Annotated in this window: 10 protein-coding genes; all 10 read left to right on the top strand. The window is 43.3% G+C overall.

The features are described from left to right. The 10 genes from C6H66_RS10310 (at window position 1) to C6H66_RS10265 (ending at window position 23,455) form a co-directional block, all read left to right on the top strand. A complete protein-coding gene (locus C6H66_RS10310) occupies window positions 1–3,402 on the top strand; it encodes a non-ribosomal peptide synthetase (protein ID WP_046394995.1) in 3,402 nt (1,133 codons plus the stop codon). After that, a complete protein-coding gene (locus tag C6H66_RS10305; RefSeq protein ID WP_105395536.1) occupies window positions 3,399–13,211 on the top strand; it encodes a non-ribosomal peptide synthetase in 9,813 nt (3,270 codons plus the stop codon). The genes C6H66_RS10310 and C6H66_RS10305 overlap by 4 nt, the downstream gene beginning before the upstream one ends. Beyond that, window positions 13,208–14,818: a thioesterase domain-containing protein gene (locus C6H66_RS10300; RefSeq protein WP_105395535.1), complete on the top strand. Its 1,611-nt coding sequence runs from the start codon at window positions 13,208–13,210 to the stop codon at window positions 14,816–14,818. Before C6H66_RS10305 ends, C6H66_RS10300 begins: the two co-directional genes overlap by 4 nt. A gap of 46 nt (window positions 14,819–14,864) precedes the next feature. Beyond that, window positions 14,865–15,086, top strand: a complete 222-nt coding sequence (locus tag C6H66_RS10295) for a hypothetical protein (RefSeq protein ID WP_105395534.1) — start codon at window positions 14,865–14,867, stop codon at window positions 15,084–15,086. A gap of 40 nt (window positions 15,087–15,126) precedes the next feature. Next, the gene (locus tag C6H66_RS10290) at window positions 15,127–16,800 is read left to right on the top strand and encodes a cyclic peptide export ABC transporter (RefSeq protein ID WP_046394998.1); all 1,674 of its coding nucleotides are present in this window, start codon (window positions 15,127–15,129) and stop codon (window positions 16,798–16,800) included. Between the two features lie 81 nt (window positions 16,801–16,881). Next, window positions 16,882–17,625: an aspartyl/asparaginyl beta-hydroxylase domain-containing protein gene (locus C6H66_RS10285; RefSeq protein WP_105395533.1), complete on the top strand. Its 744-nt coding sequence runs from the start codon at window positions 16,882–16,884 to the stop codon at window positions 17,623–17,625. 60 nt (window positions 17,626–17,685) lie between these two features. Further along, window positions 17,686–18,666 carry a TauD/TfdA family dioxygenase gene (locus tag C6H66_RS10280; protein WP_236548191.1) on the top strand — a complete coding sequence of 327 codons (981 nt, stop codon included), beginning with the start codon at window positions 17,686–17,688 and terminating at the stop codon, window positions 18,664–18,666. A 2-nt stretch (window positions 18,667–18,668) separates the two neighbouring features. Continuing rightward, window positions 18,669–21,092, top strand: a complete 2,424-nt coding sequence (locus tag C6H66_RS10275) for an acylase (RefSeq protein WP_105395532.1) — start codon at window positions 18,669–18,671, stop codon at window positions 21,090–21,092. Between the two features lie 171 nt (window positions 21,093–21,263). Then, window positions 21,264–22,049 carry a cupin-like domain-containing protein gene (locus C6H66_RS10270; protein WP_105395565.1) on the top strand — a complete coding sequence of 262 codons (786 nt, stop codon included), beginning with the start codon at window positions 21,264–21,266 and terminating at the stop codon, window positions 22,047–22,049. 236 nt (window positions 22,050–22,285) lie between these two features. Further along, a complete protein-coding gene (locus C6H66_RS10265; RefSeq protein WP_105395531.1) occupies window positions 22,286–23,455 on the top strand; it encodes an RNA-guided endonuclease InsQ/TnpB family protein in 1,170 nt (389 codons plus the stop codon). The last annotated feature ends 34 nt before the right edge of the window (window positions 23,456–23,489 follow it).

Here is a 23,489-nt window from a genome sequence, read left to right as displayed (position 1 = left end):
ATGAACCTAAAAGACTTTATTGATAGATTGTCTGGGCAGGAAGTTCGTCTTTTTGTTGAAAATGGGACGCTAAAATCTCAGTCTGCTCCGGGTGCCATCACACCTGAACAGGGAAAATTTATTAAACAAAACAAACAAGCAATTATCGATTTTCTCTCTCATGCAGAGGTGACGGGGCAACAGAAGCTTTCGTCATTACAACGTCGGCACCTTACCAAGGCTCCGTTATCCTTTGCCCAGCGCCGTTTTTGGCTGGTCGAACAGGTCTCTACAGTTGAACGTCAGTATAAGATTTCAACCGCGTTCAATTTATATGGTCAATTTTCCTTGGAAGCCGCAAGTCAGGCGATAGAGGCCATTCTTAAACGACATGAAATTTTACGAACTGTTTATCAGGCATCACAGGGCATGCCCGAACAAGTCGTGTTGGACGACTATGTTTTCCAGATTGACAAAGAGATCCTTGCCGATGATGTTGATCCACAGCAACACATAGAGGATTGGCTGGAGAGGCAGAGACAGAGGAAATTTGATTTAAGTAGGGATTTGCCGCTAAGAGTGGCTTATTTAGCATCGGATCTAAAATCAGAGACATCTGATAAGCCGTTGGTCGGCGTATTGTTTTTTGATTTGCACCATATTGCCGCTGATGGCTGGTCGCTGGCGATATTAATTGATGAATTTACCCTTCTTTATCAGCAAATTGTGCATGGTAAACCCGCCTTACTGACTGAGCTTGAACTGCAATATTCGGACTATGCCTATTGGCAGAATCAAGCTGAAACTCAGCAAGTGTTTGACGAGCAGTTGCAATATTGGCAACAACAGTTGGCTAACTTGCCATTGGTTCATGAATTGCCGTTGGATTATGCTCGTCCTCAAAAATTGGATATGCGCAGTGCAACGCATATGCAAAAGATACCAATGGAGACGGTGAGTCAACTTAAGCGATTAGCTGCGGAGGCAAATGCCACTTTATTCATGCTCTTGCATACCGCTTTTGCGGTGATGCTAGGTCGTTACAGTGATAACCCGGATGTGGTTATTGGGACGCCTATCACAAGTCGGCCGGTACAGAAACTGGAGTCGCTCATTGGTTGTTTCCTCAATACGCTCGTATTGCGTTTGGATTGTACACCGACGCTGACATTCCATGAGTTGTTGAAGAGTGCAAGACAGGTGCACCTTGATGCACAGAGCAATCAAGCCATTCCATTCGAATTATTGGTCGAGAAGCTGCTGGCTGAGCAAAGCACCGCGTTTACGCCCTTATTCCAAGTGCTTTTCTCAATGCAAAATTACGAATCTCAACAGTTGGAACTTGCTGATGCTGAGTTTGAAGAGGTTATGGAGCAAAAGGGACAAACGCAGTTTGATTTGACCTTAACCGCAGCAGAAGATAAGGACGGACTGTCGCTGATTTTTGAGTTTAATCAATGGCTCTTTAACCCGGACACCATCGCCCGTTTTGCCGAAAATATGCAGTTATTGTTGGCGCATATTGCGGTCAACGGTGATAGGCCGATTAATCAATTGGCGATCATCAGTGAGCAGGAACAAGCTGTGTTGAACAAATCTCATCAATCAGCTTGGCAACTGCCTGAGGAGCAACCTTTTGTGCATCGGCTTATTCAACAGCGGGCGGTTGAGTATCCTGAGCGAGTGGCAATTCGCTATCAGGAACAAAGCCTCAGTTTTGCTGAACTTGATGCAAGGGCTAATCAGATCGCTCAATTATTATTGACTAAAGGCGCTGACAACAACCCGTTGGTTGCTATTTTGATGGAGCCTGGCATTGACTTTGTTGTCAGCATGCTAGCGATATTGAAAGCAGGGTGTGCTTATTTGCCATTGGACCCCACTTATTCTGTGGCACGGTTAAGTTTTATCTTGGCTGACAGCAATGTTGGTTTGGTTATCGCCGATAATAAAAGTATCGATAAGGTTGATTTACCGACGGGTAGCGTTTGCACTATCTTGCTTGATGACGCCGAAATTGCCGCCCAGGCCCGTACTGAACCGATATTGGCCTCAAGTGTGACAGCAGATTCCCTCGCCTATGTCATTTATACCTCGGGTTCAACGGGGAATCCTAAAGGGGTGATGATCCAGCATGGGGCGTTGAGCGCATCCACTGTTGGGCGGTTTAATTCATACTCGATAGTACCGGAGAAATTTTTACTGGTCTCATCATTTGCTTTTGATTCATCGGTTCCGGCCATATATTGGGGGCTTGGCAGTGGTGCAACGTTGCATTTAATGGCCCCTCAGGATGCGAAAGATGCATCGTATGTGGCGAAGCTTATAGACAGTCGACAAATTAGCCACGTTCTTTTTATTCCCAGTTTCTACGATGCCGTTCTTGATTACCTTGCAGGCCATTCACTACGTAAAGTGATTTGCGCCGGCGAAAATTTGTCGGACAACGTAAAGACAAAACATTTCCAGTGTCAGCCTCAGGCAACGCTTGTCAACGAATATGGGCCAACGGAAGCCACCGTGTGGTCTTCGTTGAAAATCTTTGAAAAGGCGACTGATCCAGTCACGATTGGTCGTCCCGCTCCCCATGTGTCACTTTATGTGCTGGCAAAAGATCGCTCCCACTGCCCGGTCGGCGTAGTGGGAGAACTGTATGTCGGTGGTGTCGGATTAGCAAAAGGGTATTTAAACCGCCCGGAACTGACGGCTGAACGTTTTATTGATCATTTGGACGCTAAAGGTAACAGCGAACGGCTATATCGCACCGGTGATTTAGTGAAGGTGTTGCCAACAGGCGAAATTGCTTACATTGGCCGAAATGATTTCCAAGTGAAATTACGCGGTTTTCGTCTCGAATTGGGGGAAATTGAACACTGTATCCGCACTCATTTTGATGTCGCGGATGTTGTGGTTTGTGTGAGACAGGATGACAAGCAGCGGCAATCTTTGGTGGCTTATTTGGCGGCTCCGTCGATGTTCGACATACGAGAACAGCGCGATAAAGTCGAGCGCATCTTGCCGGAGTTTATGTGGCCTGGCTTCTATGTGTTATTGCCGGAGATGCCGCTGACTGAGAATGGCAAAGTTGATCGTAAAGCCCTGCCTGCGCCAAGCATGGAAAATATCGCTAAGGAGCTTTTTACATCACCAGAAACGGCAACTGAAAAGCAGCTAGCTGGATTGTTCCATAGAGAGCTTGGGTTGACGCCAATCAATATTGAGGCCCGGTTTGTACAGCTCGGCATTCACTCACTGCAATTTGTCAAACTCGGCAGTGCCATCAGTGAAGAATTGAAGATCGAACTGTCCGTGAAGGATTTTTACGTCTATGACACGTTGTTTGCTTTAGCACAGTATGTTGAGCAGCAGCTTGCCGAACGACAGAAGCAGATTGGGGGAGAAAGGGAGGTTGTTGAACTGTGAATATCGCCGCATTTTTAGCTGACTTAAAACAGCAAGACATTATGGTATACCTTGAATCTGACTCGCTTAAGCTGAACGCGCCTAAAGGCGCGGTATCACAAGATATGCTGACTGAGTTGAGAACGCATAAGGTAGAAATTATTGCGTATCTGCAAGGGCAACAATCAAATCCATTACCGATCAAGACCGTCGACAGAGGGCTGACTCGATTACCTCTCTCTTTTGCGCAACAACGCCTGTGGTTCATCGACCAGCTCTTTGGCAGCAGCGAACATTACAACATGGCGACGGTATTGGAAGTGAGTGGCGCGTTCGATTTAACGATTGCTGAAAAAGTCATGCAACGAATTGTTGAACGCCATGAAGTGTTGCGCTCAGTTTATCGAGAAGAACGGGGAGAGGTATGGCAGGAGATTCAGTCAAATGTTAAGGCAAAAATCAACGTTCGGCACTTGACATGTGAACCAGCCGAGCTGAAAGCGATATTTTATCAGTATGTTTCTGCTCCGTTTGACTTACAAAAAGATCTCATGGTCAGGATCGACTTTTTTACAACGGATATTCAGCGGCAATTCCTTATCATCAATTTGCACCATATTGCGGGAGACGGATTGTCTTTCTCTCTATTGATGGAAGAATTTGTCACTCATTATCGAGCGATTAAGCAGAAGCTGCCGGAATCCTTGCCTGTATTACCCGTACAATATGCAGATTATGCTTACACTCAGCAGTCATGGATTGCTGACGGGGTGTTTGATGCGCAACTTGATTATTGGCAGCAAAAATTAGCGGATATACCGCAAGTTCACCAATTTCCATTAGATTTTCCGCGGCCGGTGAAACAGACCAACGATGGTGTTAAGGTGCGATTCCGATTGGATCGGCAATCTTCGGCGATGCTGCGTAAACATGCAGGCAATGCCGGCGCCACTCTGTTTATGTTATTGCACGCCGCATTCTCAGTATTTATCGCTCGTTACAGTCGGCAAACGGATATTGTCATTGGTACACCGGCTGCCAACCGTAAACAAAAAGAGTTACAGCCACTGATTGGGTTGTTTGTCAATACGCTGGTGTTGAGAACCGAATATCAGGGTGAGATTGATTTCATGCAGTTTATGCAGCATGTAAAGCAAGTCAACATTGAAGCACAAATGAATCAGGATTTGCCGTTTGATGTTCTCGTGGAGAAATTGGCGGTGAGTCGGAACATTGCTTATTCACCTATATTCCAGTTCCTGTTCTCAATGGATACGACTGAGGCCGGTGAATCGCGACTGGATGACGTGGTGTTTACGCCGGTATCTTCGGGTGAAGCATTCTCTAAATTTGATTTGGAACTTGATGCGATTGATGACAATGACACGATTCTGTTTGAAGTGGTATACAACAGTAGCCTATTTCATGAAGACACGATTGCAAGGTTACTCAAATCATTTGAAGTCTTATTGATTGATATCGCTGAAAATCCTTATAAAACATTAAATTCTTTAGCATTGTTGAATGAAGACGAAAAGCGCCGATTAGGGCAACAACTGGCGATACCGTCTTCTATCGCAACCACGACAGAATCTGTGCAATGCCGGTTTGAACGTCAGGCAGCACAAAGATCCGATGCGACTGCTTTGGTATGGCAGGTTGCAGGAGAAACGCAAACCCTGACATATCGCGAATTAAACCGGCGGGCTAACCGATTGGCGCATCACCTCATCGAAAAGGGGGTTAGGCCGGGCAATATTGTCGCGTTATGTTTACCCCGTTCCCCTGAAATGATTGTCAGTATATTGGCGGTACTGAAAGCAGGCGCCGCTTACACCCCCATTGACGTTGACAACCCTCAATCCCGAATTAATCACATTATTGCGGATTGCCGGCCGGTGGTCGTATTGACCAACAACACATATGCAGACAAGTTTGCTGAGCTGAATGTCATTGTTGAGCTATTAACCCTGGAAATGGCGCTGTTTTCAGGGGCTGCATCGGATAATCCGAATATCAACCATCGCTTGGATCAACTTGCCTACGTCATGTATACCTCCGGATCGACGGGCAAACCTAAAGGGGTCATGGTAGAGCATACGCAGTTGAGCCATTTTGTGGCGGCAGCATTGGCAATGTATGCCGTTAAACCTGACGACAACGTATTACAGTTCTCCTCATTTGCATTTGATATTTCCATTGAAGAGTGTTTTGTCACCCTAAGTGCAGGAGCCGCTTTGGTATTGAGGAACGATGATTGGCTCGACAGCGCTGACCTATTTTGGCAACAGTGTGGTCAGCACAACATCACCGTAATGAGTTTACCCACTGCGTTTTGGCATCAGGTGAGTAGTGGCGACGCTTTGGTGCCTGACATGCTACGGTTGGTTATCGTTGGCGGTGAAGCCATTAATGCTGAAATTGTCAGACATTGGTTCGCATCAGCAAACCGTCCTCCGGTGATGAATACCTATGGGCCGACCGAAACAACAGTCTTGGCGAGCTACTACTTAATCGAATCCGCGTTGCAGATTGAGCAATCGGTGCCTATTGGCAGAGTATGTGGTCATGTTAAAGCCTATATTGTTGATGAGCGTTTGAATTTGGCGCCACAAGGCGTCATTGGTGAATTGGTTGTTGGTGGTAAAGGCGTTTCTCGCGGCTACTTGAACAGATCTGAGGAGCAGCAGAAAAGTTTTATTCAAGTTGCTTTTTTCGACGGTGAGGTTGAGCGGCTTTACCGAACCGGCGATCTGGTGAGGTTTAATGTTCATGGTGAGCTTGAATATATCGGGCGGAAGGATAGCCAGATAAAAATTCGGGGTTTCCGCATTGAGCCGGGTGAGATTGAGAATCAACTTATTGCGATTGATGGGGTGAGACAGGCGGTTGTCACGGTTAATGAGCTTAACGGCAACAAACAACTGATTGCATACTACGTTGCTGATGTGCCGCTGGAGCCAGCAGCGCTGAGGGAACAAATAAGCCAAACCTTGCCGGAATATATGGTCCCCAATACCTTTATTGCGCTAGCCGGCATTCCAATGACGGTAAACGGAAAAGTCGACTACAAAGCGTTGCTGAGTGTAGAGATGCAAGAACCGTTACCGGAGAACAACAGTTTCCCGCAGGGGGCGCTGGAGGAACAACTGGCTGATATGTGGCAGCAGTTGTTAGGCCATCCTAAAGTGGGCCGTACCGATAACTTTTTCAAGCTAGGGGGACATTCCCTATTGGCGATTAAGTTGGTCTCGGAGATCCAGAAAACCTTGGCCGTATCGATCTCTGTTCGGGTCGTCTTTGAAAGCCAAACCTTGGCGGAACTGGCGCAATTGATCGCTGAACAACAAAGAGCAACTTGCGGCAATGCAGCGATAGCGCCAATTACGCCTGCCGCTGAAATAGCGCGGCTTCCATTGTCGTTTGCCCAGCAACGGCTTTGGTTTATTGACCAGTTAGATGGGCAAACGCCTCAATATAATATGCCGTTGGCATTAACCGTCAAAGGGGACTTTAATCTCGCTATCGCTGAACGTGCGATAAACATCATTGTCCAGCGCCACCAGGTGCTGCGAACGGTCTATCGGCATGATACCGCCGGTGCATGGCAGGAGGTGTTGGACAAGGTAATTGTGAAGATCGACCGTATTGACTATCAAAGCTTTGGGGAAAAAAGCGGTCAGCAGCAGGTACAAGAATTTATTCAGCGGCACGCTGAGCGGGCATTTGATTTAGCGAACGATGTCATGCTGCGAGCGGCTTATCTGAAGATAGCCGAAGATCAGTGTGTTATGGTCTTCAACATGCACCATATCGCATCAGATGGTTGGTCAATCAAAGTGCTTGCTGATGAATTTGTCGACATATACCGCCAACTGCTTGAGGGCAGTCAGCAACCGGCTTTGCCATCGCTACCCATTCAATATAAAGATTATGCGGTCTGGCAACGGCAACAACTACAGGGTGAAACGTTACAAACGGATCTTAACTACTGGCTCACTCAGCTTAATGAGTTGCCTCCTGTACACGACTTACCGTTGGATTATTCACGTCCATTACAGCTTGGCAGCCGTGGCGGGCTATTTGAATTTAGTGCTGACAAATCTCTGTTGACTGGACTCAAATCACTTGCCGGTCAACATAATACGAGCCTGTTTGTGGTATTGCATGCGGCATTTACCCTGTTGCTTGCCCGTCATGGACAAAGCAAGGATATTGTCATCGGGACGCCGGTTGCGAATCGTTTGCAGGCGGAAGTCGAGCCGCTTATCGGCTTTTTCGTCAACATGCTCGTGCTGCGCACCCAATACCAAGCCGAACTCACCTTTGCTGAATATCTGTCACATATTCGCCAGGTTAATATTGATGCTCAAGCGCATCAATTGCTGCCGTTTGAATTGTTGGTTGAAAAAATGCAGCCAGAGCGGAGTGCAAGTTACTCGCCGCTATTCCAAATCGTGTTCTCAATGGATACCAATGAATCCAAGGTATTGCAATTGAGTAACCTTGAATTTGAGTACCTTGATAGCGAACATGTCACAGCCCAGTTCGATTTGACCCTGGATGCCAGTGAAAGTGAGGACGCACTTGATTTTAGTTTTGAATATAACTGTGAACTGTTCGAACGGTCGACAATAACCCGATTCAGCCAACGGTTCCTGACTTTATTGTCTGCATTAGTGAGTGAACAATATCAAACGGCTCCTTTGACGAAACTGCCGGTGTTAACTGAGCAGGAAAGACAATATCTGTTGGTCGATATCAATGACAATTGGCAGCCTTATCCGGCTGATAAGTGCATTCATCAATTGTTCGAAGAACAGGTGGAACGGAGTCCAGCACAAATAGCGGTTATTGACGGCGAGCTGCATCTCACTTACCGGCAAGTGAACGTTCAAGCGAATCAGGTCGCTCACTTTTTGTTGGACAAAGGTTATACCTCGGATTCCTTTATTGCGATTTGTATGGAGTGTACTGCGGCCTCAGTGATTACCGTACTTGGCATCTTGAAAGCGGGTTTAGCCTATGTGCCATTTGATGCTGATCAGCCATTGCAGCGGATTGAATACATTCTTCAAGATAGCGGTGCGCCATTGGTTGTGGTGGATGATATTCAGTGTTTGCCTGTTGAAGTGACTTCGGCGTACAACGTCTGGAGATTGGATGAAATAGTAAGCCGGTCACGGATTGAGACCAATATTGCGGCGACGCAGCGTCATTCAATCGCAACCAATTTGGCTTACATGACTTACACCTCAGGCACGACGGGTCATCCCAAGGGCGTGATGGTTGAGCACACGGCGATGATTGCGCGTTTGTATGGTTGGGATGCGGTATTTGGTTTATTCCAGAAGCCGCCGACCGTATTGCAAATGGCGGGTTTGGCGGTGGATATTTTTCTGGGAGACATCGTTAAGAGCTTGACCACCGGTGGTCGCTTGGTGATTTGTCGCAAGTCGGATTTAATTACCACAGAGGCTTTGTATCAGCTTATCGAACAACAACAGGTGACATTTGGTGACTTTGTGCCGGTCATTCTGAGAAATTTACTTGATTATGCTGAACAAAACAGGATTCGATTGAATTCACTGCGCCATATATTAGTGGGTTCTGAAGCTTGGTATGGTCGTGATTTGAACCGCTTGCAAAAGCTGATGCATCCCGATGCCCGTTGTTTCAATATTTATGGACAAACAGAATCAGTGATTGATGCCAGTTACGGTGATGTGACGCATCTCTCTTTGCCTGATGATGCTTATGTTCCCATTGGTACGCCGTTTGCCAATACCCACATTTATATCCTTGATGCTTATGGCGAGCCTGTGCCTATGGGAGTGGTGGGTGAAATTGCGGTAGGCGGCCCTGGTTTGGCGAGAGGTTACAACCGCAATAGCGAATTAACGCAACAAAAATTTGTTAAAGACAACCTTTCTGGTGGTTGTGGTTACATTTATCACACGGGTGATCAAGCGAGATTGAAATCTGATGGAACGCTGGCGTTTTTAGGACGTAATGATGATCAAATAAAACTGCGTGGATTCCGCATTGAACTGGCTGAAATTGATGCCAAGCTGCGTGCATTGCCTGATGTGCGAAATGCTATTGCCGTGGTGCGGGAAATGGAACCGGGCAATAAACAAATTATTGCTTACCTGCAAACGCCGCAATCATTATTGGTTGAACAAATTAGAGAACAGCTCCGGCATCAATTACCTCATTACATGATCCCCAGTGCATTTGTCTGTATGGATGCTTTCCCGGTAAGTATTACCGGAAAAGTGGATAAAGAAAAATTGCCTGCACCGGAAGCCAGTGCTTTTACCAGTACCGAATATGTTGCGCCACAAAATGACGTTGAAAGAATATTAGCGTCTATTTTTGAAATTGTTTTGAAGCAGGAGAAAGTGAGTCGTTACGATAATTTCTTTGCTTTGGGTGGTGACTCAATATTAATTGTGCGTGTTGTTGCAATGGCTAAACAGGCGGGTTTGGCGCTCAGTGTAAAAGATATTTTGGCCTATCAAAGTATTCATGAAATAACGCAGCAGTTACCTGATTTAAACAACAAAAATATCTCTTCTAAAGATGCTTATCACGCTTTTTCATTACTCACGGATGACGAACGGGCGGCATTAAAGGAGCCATCCACATTGGATGATGCATACTCATTGTCAAGTTTGCAAATGGGGTCTATTTATCATCAGCTAAAAGATGAAAGTTACCACATTGTAGAACATTACTCGATTAATGCCGTGTGGAGTGAACATGCGTTTCGTCAAGCATTTAATGCCATAGTACAACGCCATGAGTTATTGCGTGCGACATACAACTTCGAATTAGGAAGAGCGTTGCAATATATTCATAAAACGATTGCTTTGCCGGTTACGCTTAATGATTGTCGCCACCTTTCCGCGCAGGAATTTGAGCATCAATTAGCGCACTGTTTAGAACAGGAAAATAGCAACTTTTTCGCTGAAAATGAATTAATGTGGCGAGTTACTGTATTTATTGATGCTAATAACACCTTTGCGCTGGTTTTGTCCCATCAACACGCCATTCTTGACGGTTGGAGTGTCGCCAACCTAAAAGTTGAGTTTATGGAAAACTATTTATCGGTGTTGTCTGGCGGTTCTATTCCATCAAGAGCTGACTTACCGCATTACGGTGAATACATTGCTGAAGAACTGGCTGCTATTGATGATCCTGAACACAAAGCCTATTGGCAGCACATTGCCGACGCTGCGGTATTGCCTGACTGGACCGGCAAAGGGTCAACACAACATTATGCCGCTCGTCTTGAGCTATCTTATTTACATGATGATTTGCAACAACTTGCGACGCGCTTAAACGTGTCGTTACGCACATTGCTGTTGGCGGTACATGTTTATATATTGGCGAAAATCAATGGCACTGATTCCATAACCAGTTCGGTGGTCAGCCACGGAAGACTTGAAGTGGAGGGGGCTGAATCTTGTCTTGGATTATTCTTAAATACGCCGCCGGTTAATGCCGATATCCATCAACAAACTTGGTCGTTGCTAATTCAGCAATTAACCGAATATAGCACTGCAAGCTGGCCTTATCGACATTATCCGGTCGCTATGATGCAAGAGGAATTCAAGTGTGACTACTCTGGTGCTTTATTTAACTATGTCGATTTTCATGTGGCTGATGAATTACAGCCAACTCAGGATATTGAGCCTGAACAGGCTGATGATCATGAATATGAACGAGTTGATTATGGTTATGATTTTGTTTGCCATCATAGTTCCGCTAATAGTTTTCTGGTTCTGCAATTAGCGTTAACTCAATCGGTATTTGGGGAACATCAGGCGGGGCAAATATTAGCTTATTATGAAACCGCAATAAAATCGATGTTAGTTTCACAACATCATCACTTAGGGCACGCGGATTATTTGGCGCCAAGTCAAATCCAACACTTGCATCAATTAGCTCATAATGCGTCATCTATTGCCAATGATTGCCCATCTCTGACGCAATTATTTGCCCGAGTTGCGCGTCAAATACCTGATGAAGTGGCCTTGTCAGGGTCTTGGGGAAGCATGAATTATGCTCAGTTGGCGTTAGCGGCGGACAAGCTGGCGGCACTTCTTGTTGCTCGGGGTATTGGGATAAATGATACGGTGGGTATTTATTTATCAAGCCTTCCCGAGGTGGTGATTAGTGTCTTAGCCATTTTGAAAGCGAACGCGACATTTGTGCCATTAGCAACCGATTATCCAATAGAACGCATTGCCCATATTATTAACGATGCTGATATTCAGCTTATTGTTTCACAGCGTTCTGAAAGCCACACTTTGCCTGTTGATGAACAAAGAATTGTTATGGTTGATGAGCTTGAGTCGGTTGATACTGCTGTTGTGGCACAAGAAACGGCATTATCAGCGCAAGAGCGTATTGCTTACATCATGTATACCTCGGGTTCAACGGGTACGCCAAAGGGCATTAAGATCAGCCATCACAATTTATTGAGCTATTATCAGGCTACTCAACGCTGTTATCCGACAAATTCTGCCCGTGTATTGCAAATTGCCAACATTGGTTTTGATATTTTTATTGAGGAATTAATGTTGTCGGTATTTTCCGGTGGTCGTCTGGTTCTGGATAGTCATAAAACAGCGTACAGCGTTAAACAGTTATGTCAGATCATTAATGCACAAAAAGTCACATTGATTTCAGTACCCACAGCCTTATGGCATGAGTGGACGTATCAGTTAACTACTGACGATGTTGAACAACTTGTTGAGCATTTGAAGGTATGCATCGTCGGTGGTGAAGCCATGCGAACAGAGTCATTGGCGCTATGGCAACAAAAAACGCAAGGAAAGATCCGCTTATTCAACACTTATGGACCGACAGAAACAACCATCGTGGCGACGGCTATCGATGTCACACAACTCGATACCTCAACAAACTCAGTGGTGCCTATAGGACGTCCTTTGGCGCATTGTCAAACTTATGTTTTGGATTCTCAGGGTGGATTGGTGCCGCCAGGTGTTATTGGCGAACTCTACATTGCCGGTGATGCTTTAAGCTTAGGTTATGTGAACAACCCAGAGCAAAATGCGGCACAGTTTGTTGAAATGGCTATCTTGCCGGAACAAACAGTACGCTTATATAAAACCGGTGATCGTGTTTATTGGAATGACAATGGTGAACTGGTTTATGTCGGTCGCCTTGATAATCAGGTCAAGATCAGAGGTTTTCGTATCGAAACCCGCGAAATAGAGTCAGCACTGTCAGCTCTTGATGGCGTGGCGACAAGTATTGTGCGAGTGACTGTCGATGCAACCGGCGAAAAACAGCTATGTGCTTGGCTGGTGATGCCAGAGGGCGCCGAAACGGATGCTGTCATCCCCTTGATAAGGGAGCAACTGAAAACCCGATTACCGGAATATATGGCGCCAACTCTATATGCTGTGATAGCCGCCATACCAACCACGGCTAATGGTAAAGTGAATTTTGCCGCCCTACCTGAAGCAAAACCTTGCATTACGAGTGGGTTAGAGCGTGTTGCAGAAACTGAAATTGAAAAACAATTGGTACAACTGTGTGCCGACGCACTGAAATTGCCGTTAAGCATGGTGAGCTTAACCGCGTCTTTTATCGAGTTGGGTGGGAACTCATTAACCTTGCTGAGGTTTTTACATCAGATACAACAGACTTTTGCTGTAGCGGTAAGCGTTGCCGATGTCATGACGGCCAGTGATCTAGCCATACTGGCGCTGATAATTGAGCGTAAGCAGTTGCAACAGGCAGAACAAGCCAATCAGGAACATAACTCGGTGGCAGAAGAAGGCTGGTTATGATGATAAAAATAGACGCTGATAAACAAGGTAGAATAATGCGAATCGTTGATATTATTCGGCAAACTTCGGCTGCGGGGGTGCAGTTATTTGTTGAGCGCGGCAAATTGGGTTTTAAGGTCATGTCAGGTTGTGTTTTTACCCCTGAACTAAAAAACCTGGTGATTGCTAATAAAGCTGACATTATCGCTTTTTTAACGCCAGATGAAGCCATTAAATTGGTGTCATTGGGTGCTGACCAAACGCCATTATTTTTGGCTCCTGGCGCAGGCGCTCCAGTATCATCTTTTATTGATTTAGCCCGAGAAATAAAAAACGATTTTTGCCTCAAGGTATTTGACGCAACTTCCCTATTCTTGGGAGGGAAAACAGTTACTGTTAAAACATTGGCTGAACGTTATGCGGAATTACTTTTGCAAGCTTATCCTCAACAGCATTATCGACTGGTGGGTGATTGTGTGGGGGCATGTGTTGCTTTCGAGGTCGCTTTGGCGTTGGAAAACGAAGGAAAAACGGTTGACTTGATAGCACTTGATAGTTTTCTTACCGCCTATGAGCAACAGCCTTATACCCGCGAGGAGATTGATGAAGTCAGTGCCGAGTTAGCTCAAGGCATTGAAGGTGAAGCTTTGGAAAGCTTTATTGAAGTTTATAAAAGCTACTCAATGATGACTTGCAATTATGTTCCATCAGCCAGATTAAAGGGCAAGATGACATTCATTTATTGCGAAACTTCCATACAACTACGGGCAGAGAAAGAGAAAATTATTGCATCCTTACAAGATTATGTCACACAAACGATTACTTGTGGCATGGTAAGCGGCGATCATTATTCAGTATTAAAGCCGGGTGCTGTTGAAGGTCTGGCTGAGGCTATATTGCGACAACGCTACTTACCAGAGCCTTCATTCAAAAAATCGAATTTAACCTATCAGGAGTTGCGCGACATTGTGCAATATCGGGCCGATATTTATCGGCCTATAAATAATATCAATCATTGTCACCGAGTGAGGATATCACCGGTCGGATGTTGGTTTATTGAGATAGCGGATGGCCGTGCGCATATTGATTTCAATGCTGATGATGCAATGTATGAACAATATGATTTTGATAGTGAAATTGAAATCAGTGTGGATGCGTTAATCGCGTGCGCAACCAGTGAAGAACCATCCGCCGCTGTCGCTAAGGCGATATTAGATAATAAAATTCGGGTACAACGAGGAGAAGAGCTGTATCACTTATCATGGATTGTTTTTGGCATCACGAAACTTGATGAAATTTTTCACTGGATTGATCAACAAGATAGCCAAGATCAATATTTAGATGTTCAAACTAATGGCATTGCTTTTGACAATAAATGGCATGCCAATTCTCCCGTTTGTACTCGTTATATGCCTGCTCATTACAGTGTGATTCATAAAGCATTAATGTCTCTGCCGATCGAGTACAGTGACTTTGAATTTGTCGATTTGGGATGTGGTAAAGGTCGGGCGATTATCTGTGCGTCTGATTACAATTTTAGCAAGATTACCGGAGTGGAAATGATTGAATCGTTGGCATTAATTGCACAGCAAAATGTTAACGTTATAAATAAAAAAAAATCACATTGAGATAATACAAACTGATGTAAATAATTATCAATTTAATGAAAACCATGTGGTTATTTATAACTTTGATAGTTTTTTAAATGATCAGCTTAAGCAACTTCTACGGCGGTTGAAAACAGATGTTTATGACAAAGGCTATAGAGTGTTGATTTTGCAAATTAATGGTGATGATGCTATTTATCAACACTGTCTTTGGTTAACGTCAGAAACAATTAGCCGAGGTTTTATGGGGGGATGGAATATCACTTTGTGGCAAAGTAAAGGTTGTTAAAGTCTGGCAATAATAGAATTTTATTTAGGAGTTAATCTCGATGATCTCTGATTTGGTTAAAGCCAATCGGTTAAAAATTATTTTTAATAGTATCGTTGGTGCTTTTAGTGCTTTCTTTAGTATTTGGTTAATTTCCTTGATTACCGATGATGCATTGGAGCAGATTAGTGCTGATTTAGTATCATGGACAGTTAAGTTCTTCATCGGACTCGCTTGTTTATTTATTGTGAGTTCTTTTGCTAATTACTTAATGACAAAGTTAAGTGTCAAAATTATTTTTGAAGTTCGTAGTACCTTAGTGAAACGTATCTTGAATACCCCTTATGCCATTTTGGATCGGATTGGCGGGCATAAAGTTCAAGCTAGCTTAACCTCTGATGTGAGTGATATTTCCAGAGCTATCTCTACCATGCCACAGTTTATTTATCATGTGATTACAGTGATTGCATGTTTCGGTTTTCTGGCATTCAAATCGATTGAGCTGTTTATGGTCACGTTGGTCACTCTCCCGTTAGGGCTTTTGGTATCGCGTTATTTTATTAGTAAAGCCGAAGCTTATGATGAGGTATATCGTGATGATTATGATAGCCTTCATGAACAATTTAAAAGTTTGGTGGATGGTGTTAAAGAGCTTAATAATAATGAAAAGCGCAAACATTCATTTTTTAATCGAGGGGTTTTACCATCATTAGAAAAGATTAATGATTCTGATCTTAAATCAGAAATTTTCTGGAAATTGAATGAAAACTGGGGGCAAATATTATTATTTATGGTGCTTGGGTCTATTTTATTTTCTCACGTTATGTGGGGGATAGGGGCAGGCAATGATATTCTTACCTTTATCTTTATTATGACCTTTTTACTGGGTCCTGTTGATTTTATTCTATCCTCACAGGAAACCATAGTAAAAGCTCTTATATCTCTACGTAAGATCGATCGCTTAAAGTTCTCTGAAAACTTATCAATGGAACCAACCTTAACCAACACAGAAGAATTTAAAGATTGGTCTCGAATTTCCCTGCGTTCCATCAGCTTTAAATATGCCGGTGAAGGAAATTGTTTTTCTGTTGGGCCGATTAATCTGGATATTCAGCGTGGCGAAATTATCATTATAAAAGGCGGTAATGGCAGTGGTAAATCAACTTTTGCCAAGTTGTTAATTGGTTTATTGAATAAATCTGAAGGTGATATTTTCATAGATGATAAGGTAATTGATAAAGATAACCGAGAGAATTATCTGAATATGTACAGTGTTATTCATTCGGATTTCTATCTGTTTGATACGGTAATTAATCGAAAAGGTGAACTTGCCGATGATGAATTAACTCGTCAATATCTGAAAAAATTGGATTTAGCGGCAAAAGTTACGGTGAAAGAGGGCAGATTGTCCACAACTAAGCTTTCTCATGGTCAACGTAAACGCTTGGCTCTGGTTATCTCTTATATGGAAGATGCGCCTATTTACTTGTTTGATGAATGGGCTGCCGATCAGGACCCTAATTATAGAAGATTTTTCTATCATGAATTACTTCCCGAAATGAAGCGCAATGGAAAAACGGTCATCGTTATTAGCCATGACGATAAATATTTTCATATCGCGGATAGAGTTATCACTATGGATAATGGTTTGGTGGATAATATTGAAATCAACGTACACCCCGATAAAGTAGAAAATGCTGCTTTAGAGCCTGCTATTTCTACTATGTCGTTATAGTTGTAGATGTCGTTATAGTAGTAAATGTCATTATAATAGGAAGATGTAATCATAATAGAGAATAGATATCAGGAGGTTATCATGTTGGAACTATTTGAAGATCAATTGGCTGGCATTAGAGAAAAATATGGGAGTGGTTGCTTAAAAAGAGTAGAGGATATGTTTTATCCTTTATTACAACAAAGAGCGCCATTACAAGCAGATGCCAAGTATGTTATGCCTGGGCTTTCTACCACGCCGTGGTTAGATACGAATTCTTTTCCGCAATTGCAGCCGTTAGTCACCTCATTGATGAATAGTGCGGGTAAAATAAAACAGGAAATTAACGCGGTCATCAGTGGTGAGTCCCAACATATAATCGATTATGAGCACTATTTGGGAACTCAAAAAGATTGGAAAGCGTTATATTTATTTAAAAATGGTCAGCCTAATAATGCAGTTGCCAATATTTTGCCTGCGACGTGGCATATTTTTAATAATGAATTACGGGATTGGCATTGTCCGCTATTAGAAGTTCACTTTTCGGTGTTGCAACCGGGTACGGTGATTAAACCGCATTGTGATTTATGGAATTTCACCCTTAATTTACATTTTGCGGTCGATATTCCTGCCAGCAATTGTGAGATCATCGTTGCCAATGAAGCCAGATGTTGGAAAGAAGGAGAATGTTTACTTTTTGATTATTCTTATCAGCATGAAGCTTATAACCGTTCAGATAAACATAGAATTTGTCTATTAATGGATATCTGGCATCCCAATTTATCATTTGCAGAACGAGAAGCACTGGTGTTGATCATTACCGGTATCCGTAAACTTTTTGGTTAGTTTATTTTCCTAGATATGTGTTGTTGGGTATTGGCAACACAGTTTAAAAGGATAGCCTTTATGAATATAAAGAGGCAGTGCATGGTGTCTGATATTCAGGAGTTTGATGACTTCATTTTTGAGCTTGACTCAACAGAACAGACATATTTAAAGCAGGAATTTTTAGAGTCTACTCTAAAATATGACATTGATAATTTCGAAGAATTTTACTGGAAATGTTTTTATCAATCGTTTAATTTGCCTGTGCGTTTACAGAAAAAGCTATTTAACTTTCGTGCGTTAGAAAATGAAAATTATTTGCTGATAAAGGGATTGCCTATCCCTGATGATCTTGGCTTAACGCCTTTATCTTATGAACAAACAAATAGTTCTGAGGTGGCGGGTGTTCGTACTTTGATATCAACGATTTTATCTCGAATTGGATATATTTATTCGTTTGTTAATAAAAAGAACTTTAATTTTATCGATGATGTCTTTCCAATGGAACAATATAAGAATGCGCAGTTAGGGACAAACAAGGAGTTTTTGGAATGGCATGTTGAAGATGGTTTCCATGATGCAAAAGCGGATTGGGTTGCTTTATATTGTCTGCGCGGCGATAAGAATGCTGAAACCTACTTATTTCAAACAAAAAATATTCATTTGGATGCTGAAACTATTGCTGAATTGCAAAAACCAAACTTTGAGATCGATGTCGATCCAACCTTTGTGTCGAATATTGCTGGCCGTCGTTGTGTTGCCATATTAAGTCAACATGAAGAGCCAGAAATGATATTTGATCCCGCTTATATGCGTTGTTTAACACCAAAGGCAGAAGCCGCATTGGAAAAGTTGAATCAGTGTATTAATGAAAATAGAGAGGCTTTTATATTATCGCCTGGAGAAATGTTGCTATTTGATAACCGTAAAGTCGCTCATGCGCGCAGCGAGTATGAACCTCGATACGATGGTTATGATCGTTGGTTACTTAGAGCATTAATATTGGAATCAAAATTCAAAGCCAGAGATTGCTTTTATACCGGAACTTTAAGGGCAAAATAAAAATGAAATTATTTAAAGTACTATTATTCAAAACAATATCATTTAAATCAATCACATTACTGTCGACTATTCTGTTGATAATAAGTTGTGGTGGATTTAAAAGTTACTCAGCAAAGACTACGACAGCATTTGAAGCGAAAATTGTTCGTACTCATTATGGTGTACCTCATATTTATGCGCAAGACTTGGGAAGCCTAAGTTTTGGCAATGCCTATGCTCAGGCACAAGATAATATATGCATTATGGCGGATCATTATGTGCGCATTAGGGGGGAGCGCGCTCGTTTCTTTGGTGCTGATAGAGATAAGCAAGGGGACTCACTAAATTTAATTCAGGACTTCGGTTATAAAACTTTAGCTTTGGTGGAACAGGCGCGTGAAAAATGGCCGCAATTAAGTGCTGATTCACAGGTAATTATTGATGGATTTGTTGCAGGTTATAATACCTACCTGTCTCAGGTTAAGGAAGGGCGTTATACCTTGCCAAAAGCTTGTCGAGATCAAGAATGGGTAACACCGATTCAACGTGAGGATGTGCTGGCATATGTGTTTTCTATAGCGATATTTCCTGGTTCGGCCCAATTTCTTGCCGATTATTATGCTGCTGATCCTAATAAAGATGTTCAAAAAAAATTGTCTTCACAGACATCAAGGAATAATGGTTATTCCATTGGTTCGAATGGTTGGGCATTAGGCCGTGACAAAGTTGAAGAGGTCAATAGTATGTTATTGGCTAACCCCCATTTTCCTTATGAAGGCGACATGCGTTTTTGGCAAGTGCATCATATAATGAATGGAAAGATTGATGTCATGGGAGCGTCTTTAATTGGTTTCCCGGGTATTGTTAATATTGGATTTAATCACAATATTGCCTGGACTCACACTTATTCATCGGCTGAACATGTCGTTGTTTATAAAATGCAAACTGCTGCTAACAATCCGCTGAGTTATGTCATTGATGGTGTTATTAAGCCAGTAATGTCGAAGCCAATTCATATTGAAGTCAAAACCGACAGCGGTATTGAAACCGTCACCAAAGATTATTTTTATACTGATATTGGGCCTATTATTGAAAATGAAGACTTTGCTTGGTCCGAGTCTGAATTTTATGTCGTGAAAGATGTCAATCTTTACAACCTTGATATGATTGATCATTGGTTGGCGTTGAATCGAGCGAATAGTCTTGCTGATGCAAAACAATCTTATAAAGATTTTAATGGCTTGGCTTTTAATAACACTTTGTTAACCGGTAAAGAAGGCGTTGGTATTTTTATTGGTGATAGAGCTGTACCGGCATTATCTCTTGAAGCTATCCAACTGCTGAATAACGACGAAACTCTGGCGACAGCACGCGAGAAATATGGTGTGACTATTTTACCGGGTAACTCATCATCAATGATTTTTACCGAAGCCTTGGGTTATGATCAGATCCCGCAACTTATGGAAACATCCTATGTACAAAATTCCAATGATTCTCACTGGGCAACGAACCTGGAGCATTTGCTCGAAGGTTTTTCTCCACTTCTTGGTAACGAACGAAAGCCACTATCGTTCAGAACTCGTATGGGATTACAACTAATAGAGGATGCAGCAGGTGATAATAAGCGATTTTCTCTAATGGAGTTAGAACGAGCGTTATTATCCGATCGTTCATATTTAGCCGAGCTGATATTAAAAGATGTGATTGCCCTATGTGATAAAACACCGAGCCGACTAATTAAACTGGAGAATGGAATCAAGGTGGATATTACTCAGGCATGTCAATTGCTATCACAGTGGAATGGTGAGTTTAATGCGGATAGCAGGGGGGCTATTATATTCCGTGAATTGGCTTTTTTAATCGATCAGCAAAAACACTTTGCCGTACCGTTTGATATAGCTCATCCTGCGACAACGCCACGCCAATTAAAACAAAGTGAAGAGTTTGTCACCTTGTTAGCACGAGCGGTTGCTAATGTGAATAATACGGGGCTGGCTTTAGATACTCCGGTGAGTAAGTTTCAGTTTATTGAAAGTACCGCACCCGACGGTAAACCGGCAGATAATCGCATGAGTTGGCCGGGGTTGTTTGGAAAAGAAGGCGGCTTTAATATGATCGCCCCGTGGGATGGGGATGAAACCCTGTTTCCTAAACATCATTATACTGTGGGTAATGATGTGGTGACTGGTGAAGCATTGGAATCGGAACTAACTGATCAAGGATATCATATTCGTTATGGTTCTAGTTGGATAATGTTGGTCGCATTTGATCAACAAGGACCTAATGCGCGCGGGTTACTCACTTATTCGCAATCTTCTGATATTGATTCGCCTCATTTTGCGGATCAGAGCAGATTTTATTCTCATTATAAACAGCTATTGCCGTTGCCTTATGGGTCAGAAGAAGTTCAGCAAGCAACTATTTCGGAATTGGTTATCCAACATTAAATTAAGATTGCTTGGCATCGGTTCACAAGAAATTTCTTGATATTTTTAACATAAGCATTATAACTGGCTGAAGTAACCAGCCAGTTATAGAAAATACTATTTATTCTTTGGAACTATATAAATATGATGGATTTTTCTAATTCTGGTTACCAGAAATGCGTAGAGTTCACCATGCCATCCACAGAGGATGTGTTTGCTTGTATGGTGAATCGAGTCCCTTTTATTATTCGAGGAGGTGCTGAACAGTGGGTAGCAAGAACGAAGTGGACATGGGACTATTTTCAGCGAAAATTTGATCATCACCTGATAAAAGTGTTCCGATCATCAAATAATAAAGATAATAAATATATGTCTCTTGGTGACTATATTGATTATATAAAAGAGGGGGACGAACTTGATCCTTATTATGCTTCTGCGTGGCAATTTTCGCTCTATTTTAAAGAGTTGGTGAGTGATTATGAGGTTCCTGACTATTTTTCCTGCTTAATTCGTCAGCGTATTGCGGACGATATTTTGCATAATGAAGCGGCATTACTCTTACTTCGCTGGATTTATATGGGGCCTAAAAATAGTGGTTCTCGTTTGCATTTGGACATTGCTTCTACTCATGCCTGGAATGCGGTTATTAGTGGTCGGAAAGAGTGGGTATTTTATGGGCCGGAAGAAATAGCGAAAATAGGTTATGGCAAAGTTGATGCTTTTAACCCTGATCTGGCTTTATATCCCGATTTTATTCAGGCTCGGGGTGTTCATTGTATACAGAATCCTGGTGATATTATTTTCACGCCTTGTACACATTATCATCAAGTTAAAAATTTGGCGGCAGGAATTTCAATCACTGAAAATTTTATTAATGACACGAACCTGGAGCTTGTTAAGCATTCTATAAAGAACGACGATGATATATCACCGGAACAAGCAAATTTTATTAGGATGTTGATTCCTGAATTAGGTTAATTGTTCGCAGTAAAATGGCAGTTAACGGTAATAATAAGGTGGAGAAAATGCCTTCGGGTCGATGTAAGTGGCGTTTTTAGCAAAATCCGCCGTAAACCCTAGCCCAGTGTGTGCGGGAATATCAGGCGAAAAGCCCAGAGGGTTTTAGGGCTGGCGACTCCGACGTCTCCTGACTGGATTGATATCTGCCGGTAAAACAGGCTAAAATCAATGCACTTTCTCAATGAGCGCTGAACATGCTAAGAGCGACCAAAGTCCGCATCTACCCCACACCCGAACAGGCCGGGTATCTTAACGGCCAGTTTGGGGCGGTCCGTTTTGCGTACAACAAGGCGCTGCACATCAAAAAGCATGTCTACAAACATCACGGCGTAAGTTTACATCCGCGCAAAGACCTCAAACCGCTCCTGGCGGTCGCGAAGCAATCCCGCAAGTATGCCTGGCTCAAGGAATATGACTCCATTGCATTACAGCAGGCGGTGATTAATCTGCATACCGCATTTGATAATTTCTTCAATCCAAAGTTGCGCGCCCAACTTCCCACATTCAAACGCAAACAGGGCAAGCAGTCCAGCTATCACTGTGTTGGGGTGAAAGTGCTGGAGGGCGCAGTGAAGATCCCGAAATTGTCACCGATAGAGGCCCGTATACACAGAAAAATTGAAGGGAAAGTGAAGAGCATTACGCTTTCTCGCACCGCCACGGGAAAATACTTCGCCGCTATCCTGTGTGACGACGGCAAAGAGGTGCCGGAAAAGCCGGGCGTTATCACCCGCGTGACCGGGTGTGATATGGGGTTATCCCACTATCTTATCCAGTCGACCGGAGAGAAGGTCAATAACCCGCGTCACCTTATCAACGCCGCCCGTAACCTGCGTCGTAAGCAGAAATCGCTGTCCCGCAAACAACAGGGCAGTGCTAACCGGGGCAAGGCCCGCTTACGTCTGGCGGCCGTCCATGAGCGGGTAGCCCATGCCCGCGCCGATTTTCAACACAAACTCTCTCGGACAATAGTTGACGAAAACCAAGCGATAATTGTTGAGACGCTGAAATCGGCTAACATGATGAAGAATCACCACCTTGCCCGCGCTATCGGGGATGCGGGCTGGCATGGCTTCGTCAAGAAACTGGAATACAAAGCCGCCGCGGCGGGCGTTCATCTGGTCAAACTGGATCAGTGGTTTGCCAGTTCGAAAACCTGCCATTGCTGCGGTCACAAAGTGCCGGAAATGCCGCTGCGTAAGCGGATCTGGCCATGCCCTTTCTGTCGAGTCGAACATGACCGCGATATCAATGCGGCGATCAACATCCAGCGCAAGGGCATAACAGAATTACAGGCGGCGGGACTCGTCGTTTCTGCCCACGGAGGCCAGCGTAAATCCGTCATAAAGACGGTGGCGGCCTGAGAAGTGGGAAGCCTCGCCGTTTTTTTACGGTGGG

Origin of the sequence: Photorhabdus hindustanensis, from assembly GCF_002968995.1 — a bacterium.
Classification (GTDB): domain Bacteria; phylum Pseudomonadota; class Gammaproteobacteria; order Enterobacterales; family Enterobacteriaceae; genus Photorhabdus; species Photorhabdus akhurstii.
The sequence above is the reverse complement of the archived record's forward strand: the minus strand, read 5'-3'. Positions and strand labels throughout refer to the sequence as shown.

Coding starts and splice junctions, on each gene's coding strand:
- C6H66_RS10310 (WP_046394995.1), top strand. CDS start 1: ATGAACCTAAAAGACTTTATTGATAGATTGTCTGGGCAGGAAGTTCGT.
- C6H66_RS10300 (WP_105395535.1), top strand. CDS start 13,208: ATGATGATAAAAATAGACGCTGATAAACAAGGTAGAATAATGCGAATC.
- C6H66_RS10290 (WP_046394998.1), top strand. CDS start 15,127: ATGATCTCTGATTTGGTTAAAGCCAATCGGTTAAAAATTATTTTTAAT.
- C6H66_RS10285 (WP_105395533.1), top strand. CDS start 16,882: ATGTTGGAACTATTTGAAGATCAATTGGCTGGCATTAGAGAAAAATAT.
- C6H66_RS10280 (WP_236548191.1), top strand. CDS start 17,686: ATGAATATAAAGAGGCAGTGCATGGTGTCTGATATTCAGGAGTTTGAT.
- C6H66_RS10275 (WP_105395532.1), top strand. CDS start 18,669: ATGAAATTATTTAAAGTACTATTATTCAAAACAATATCATTTAAATCA.
- C6H66_RS10270 (WP_105395565.1), top strand. CDS start 21,264: ATGCCATCCACAGAGGATGTGTTTGCTTGTATGGTGAATCGAGTCCCT.
- C6H66_RS10265 (WP_105395531.1), top strand. CDS start 22,286: ATGCTAAGAGCGACCAAAGTCCGCATCTACCCCACACCCGAACAGGCC.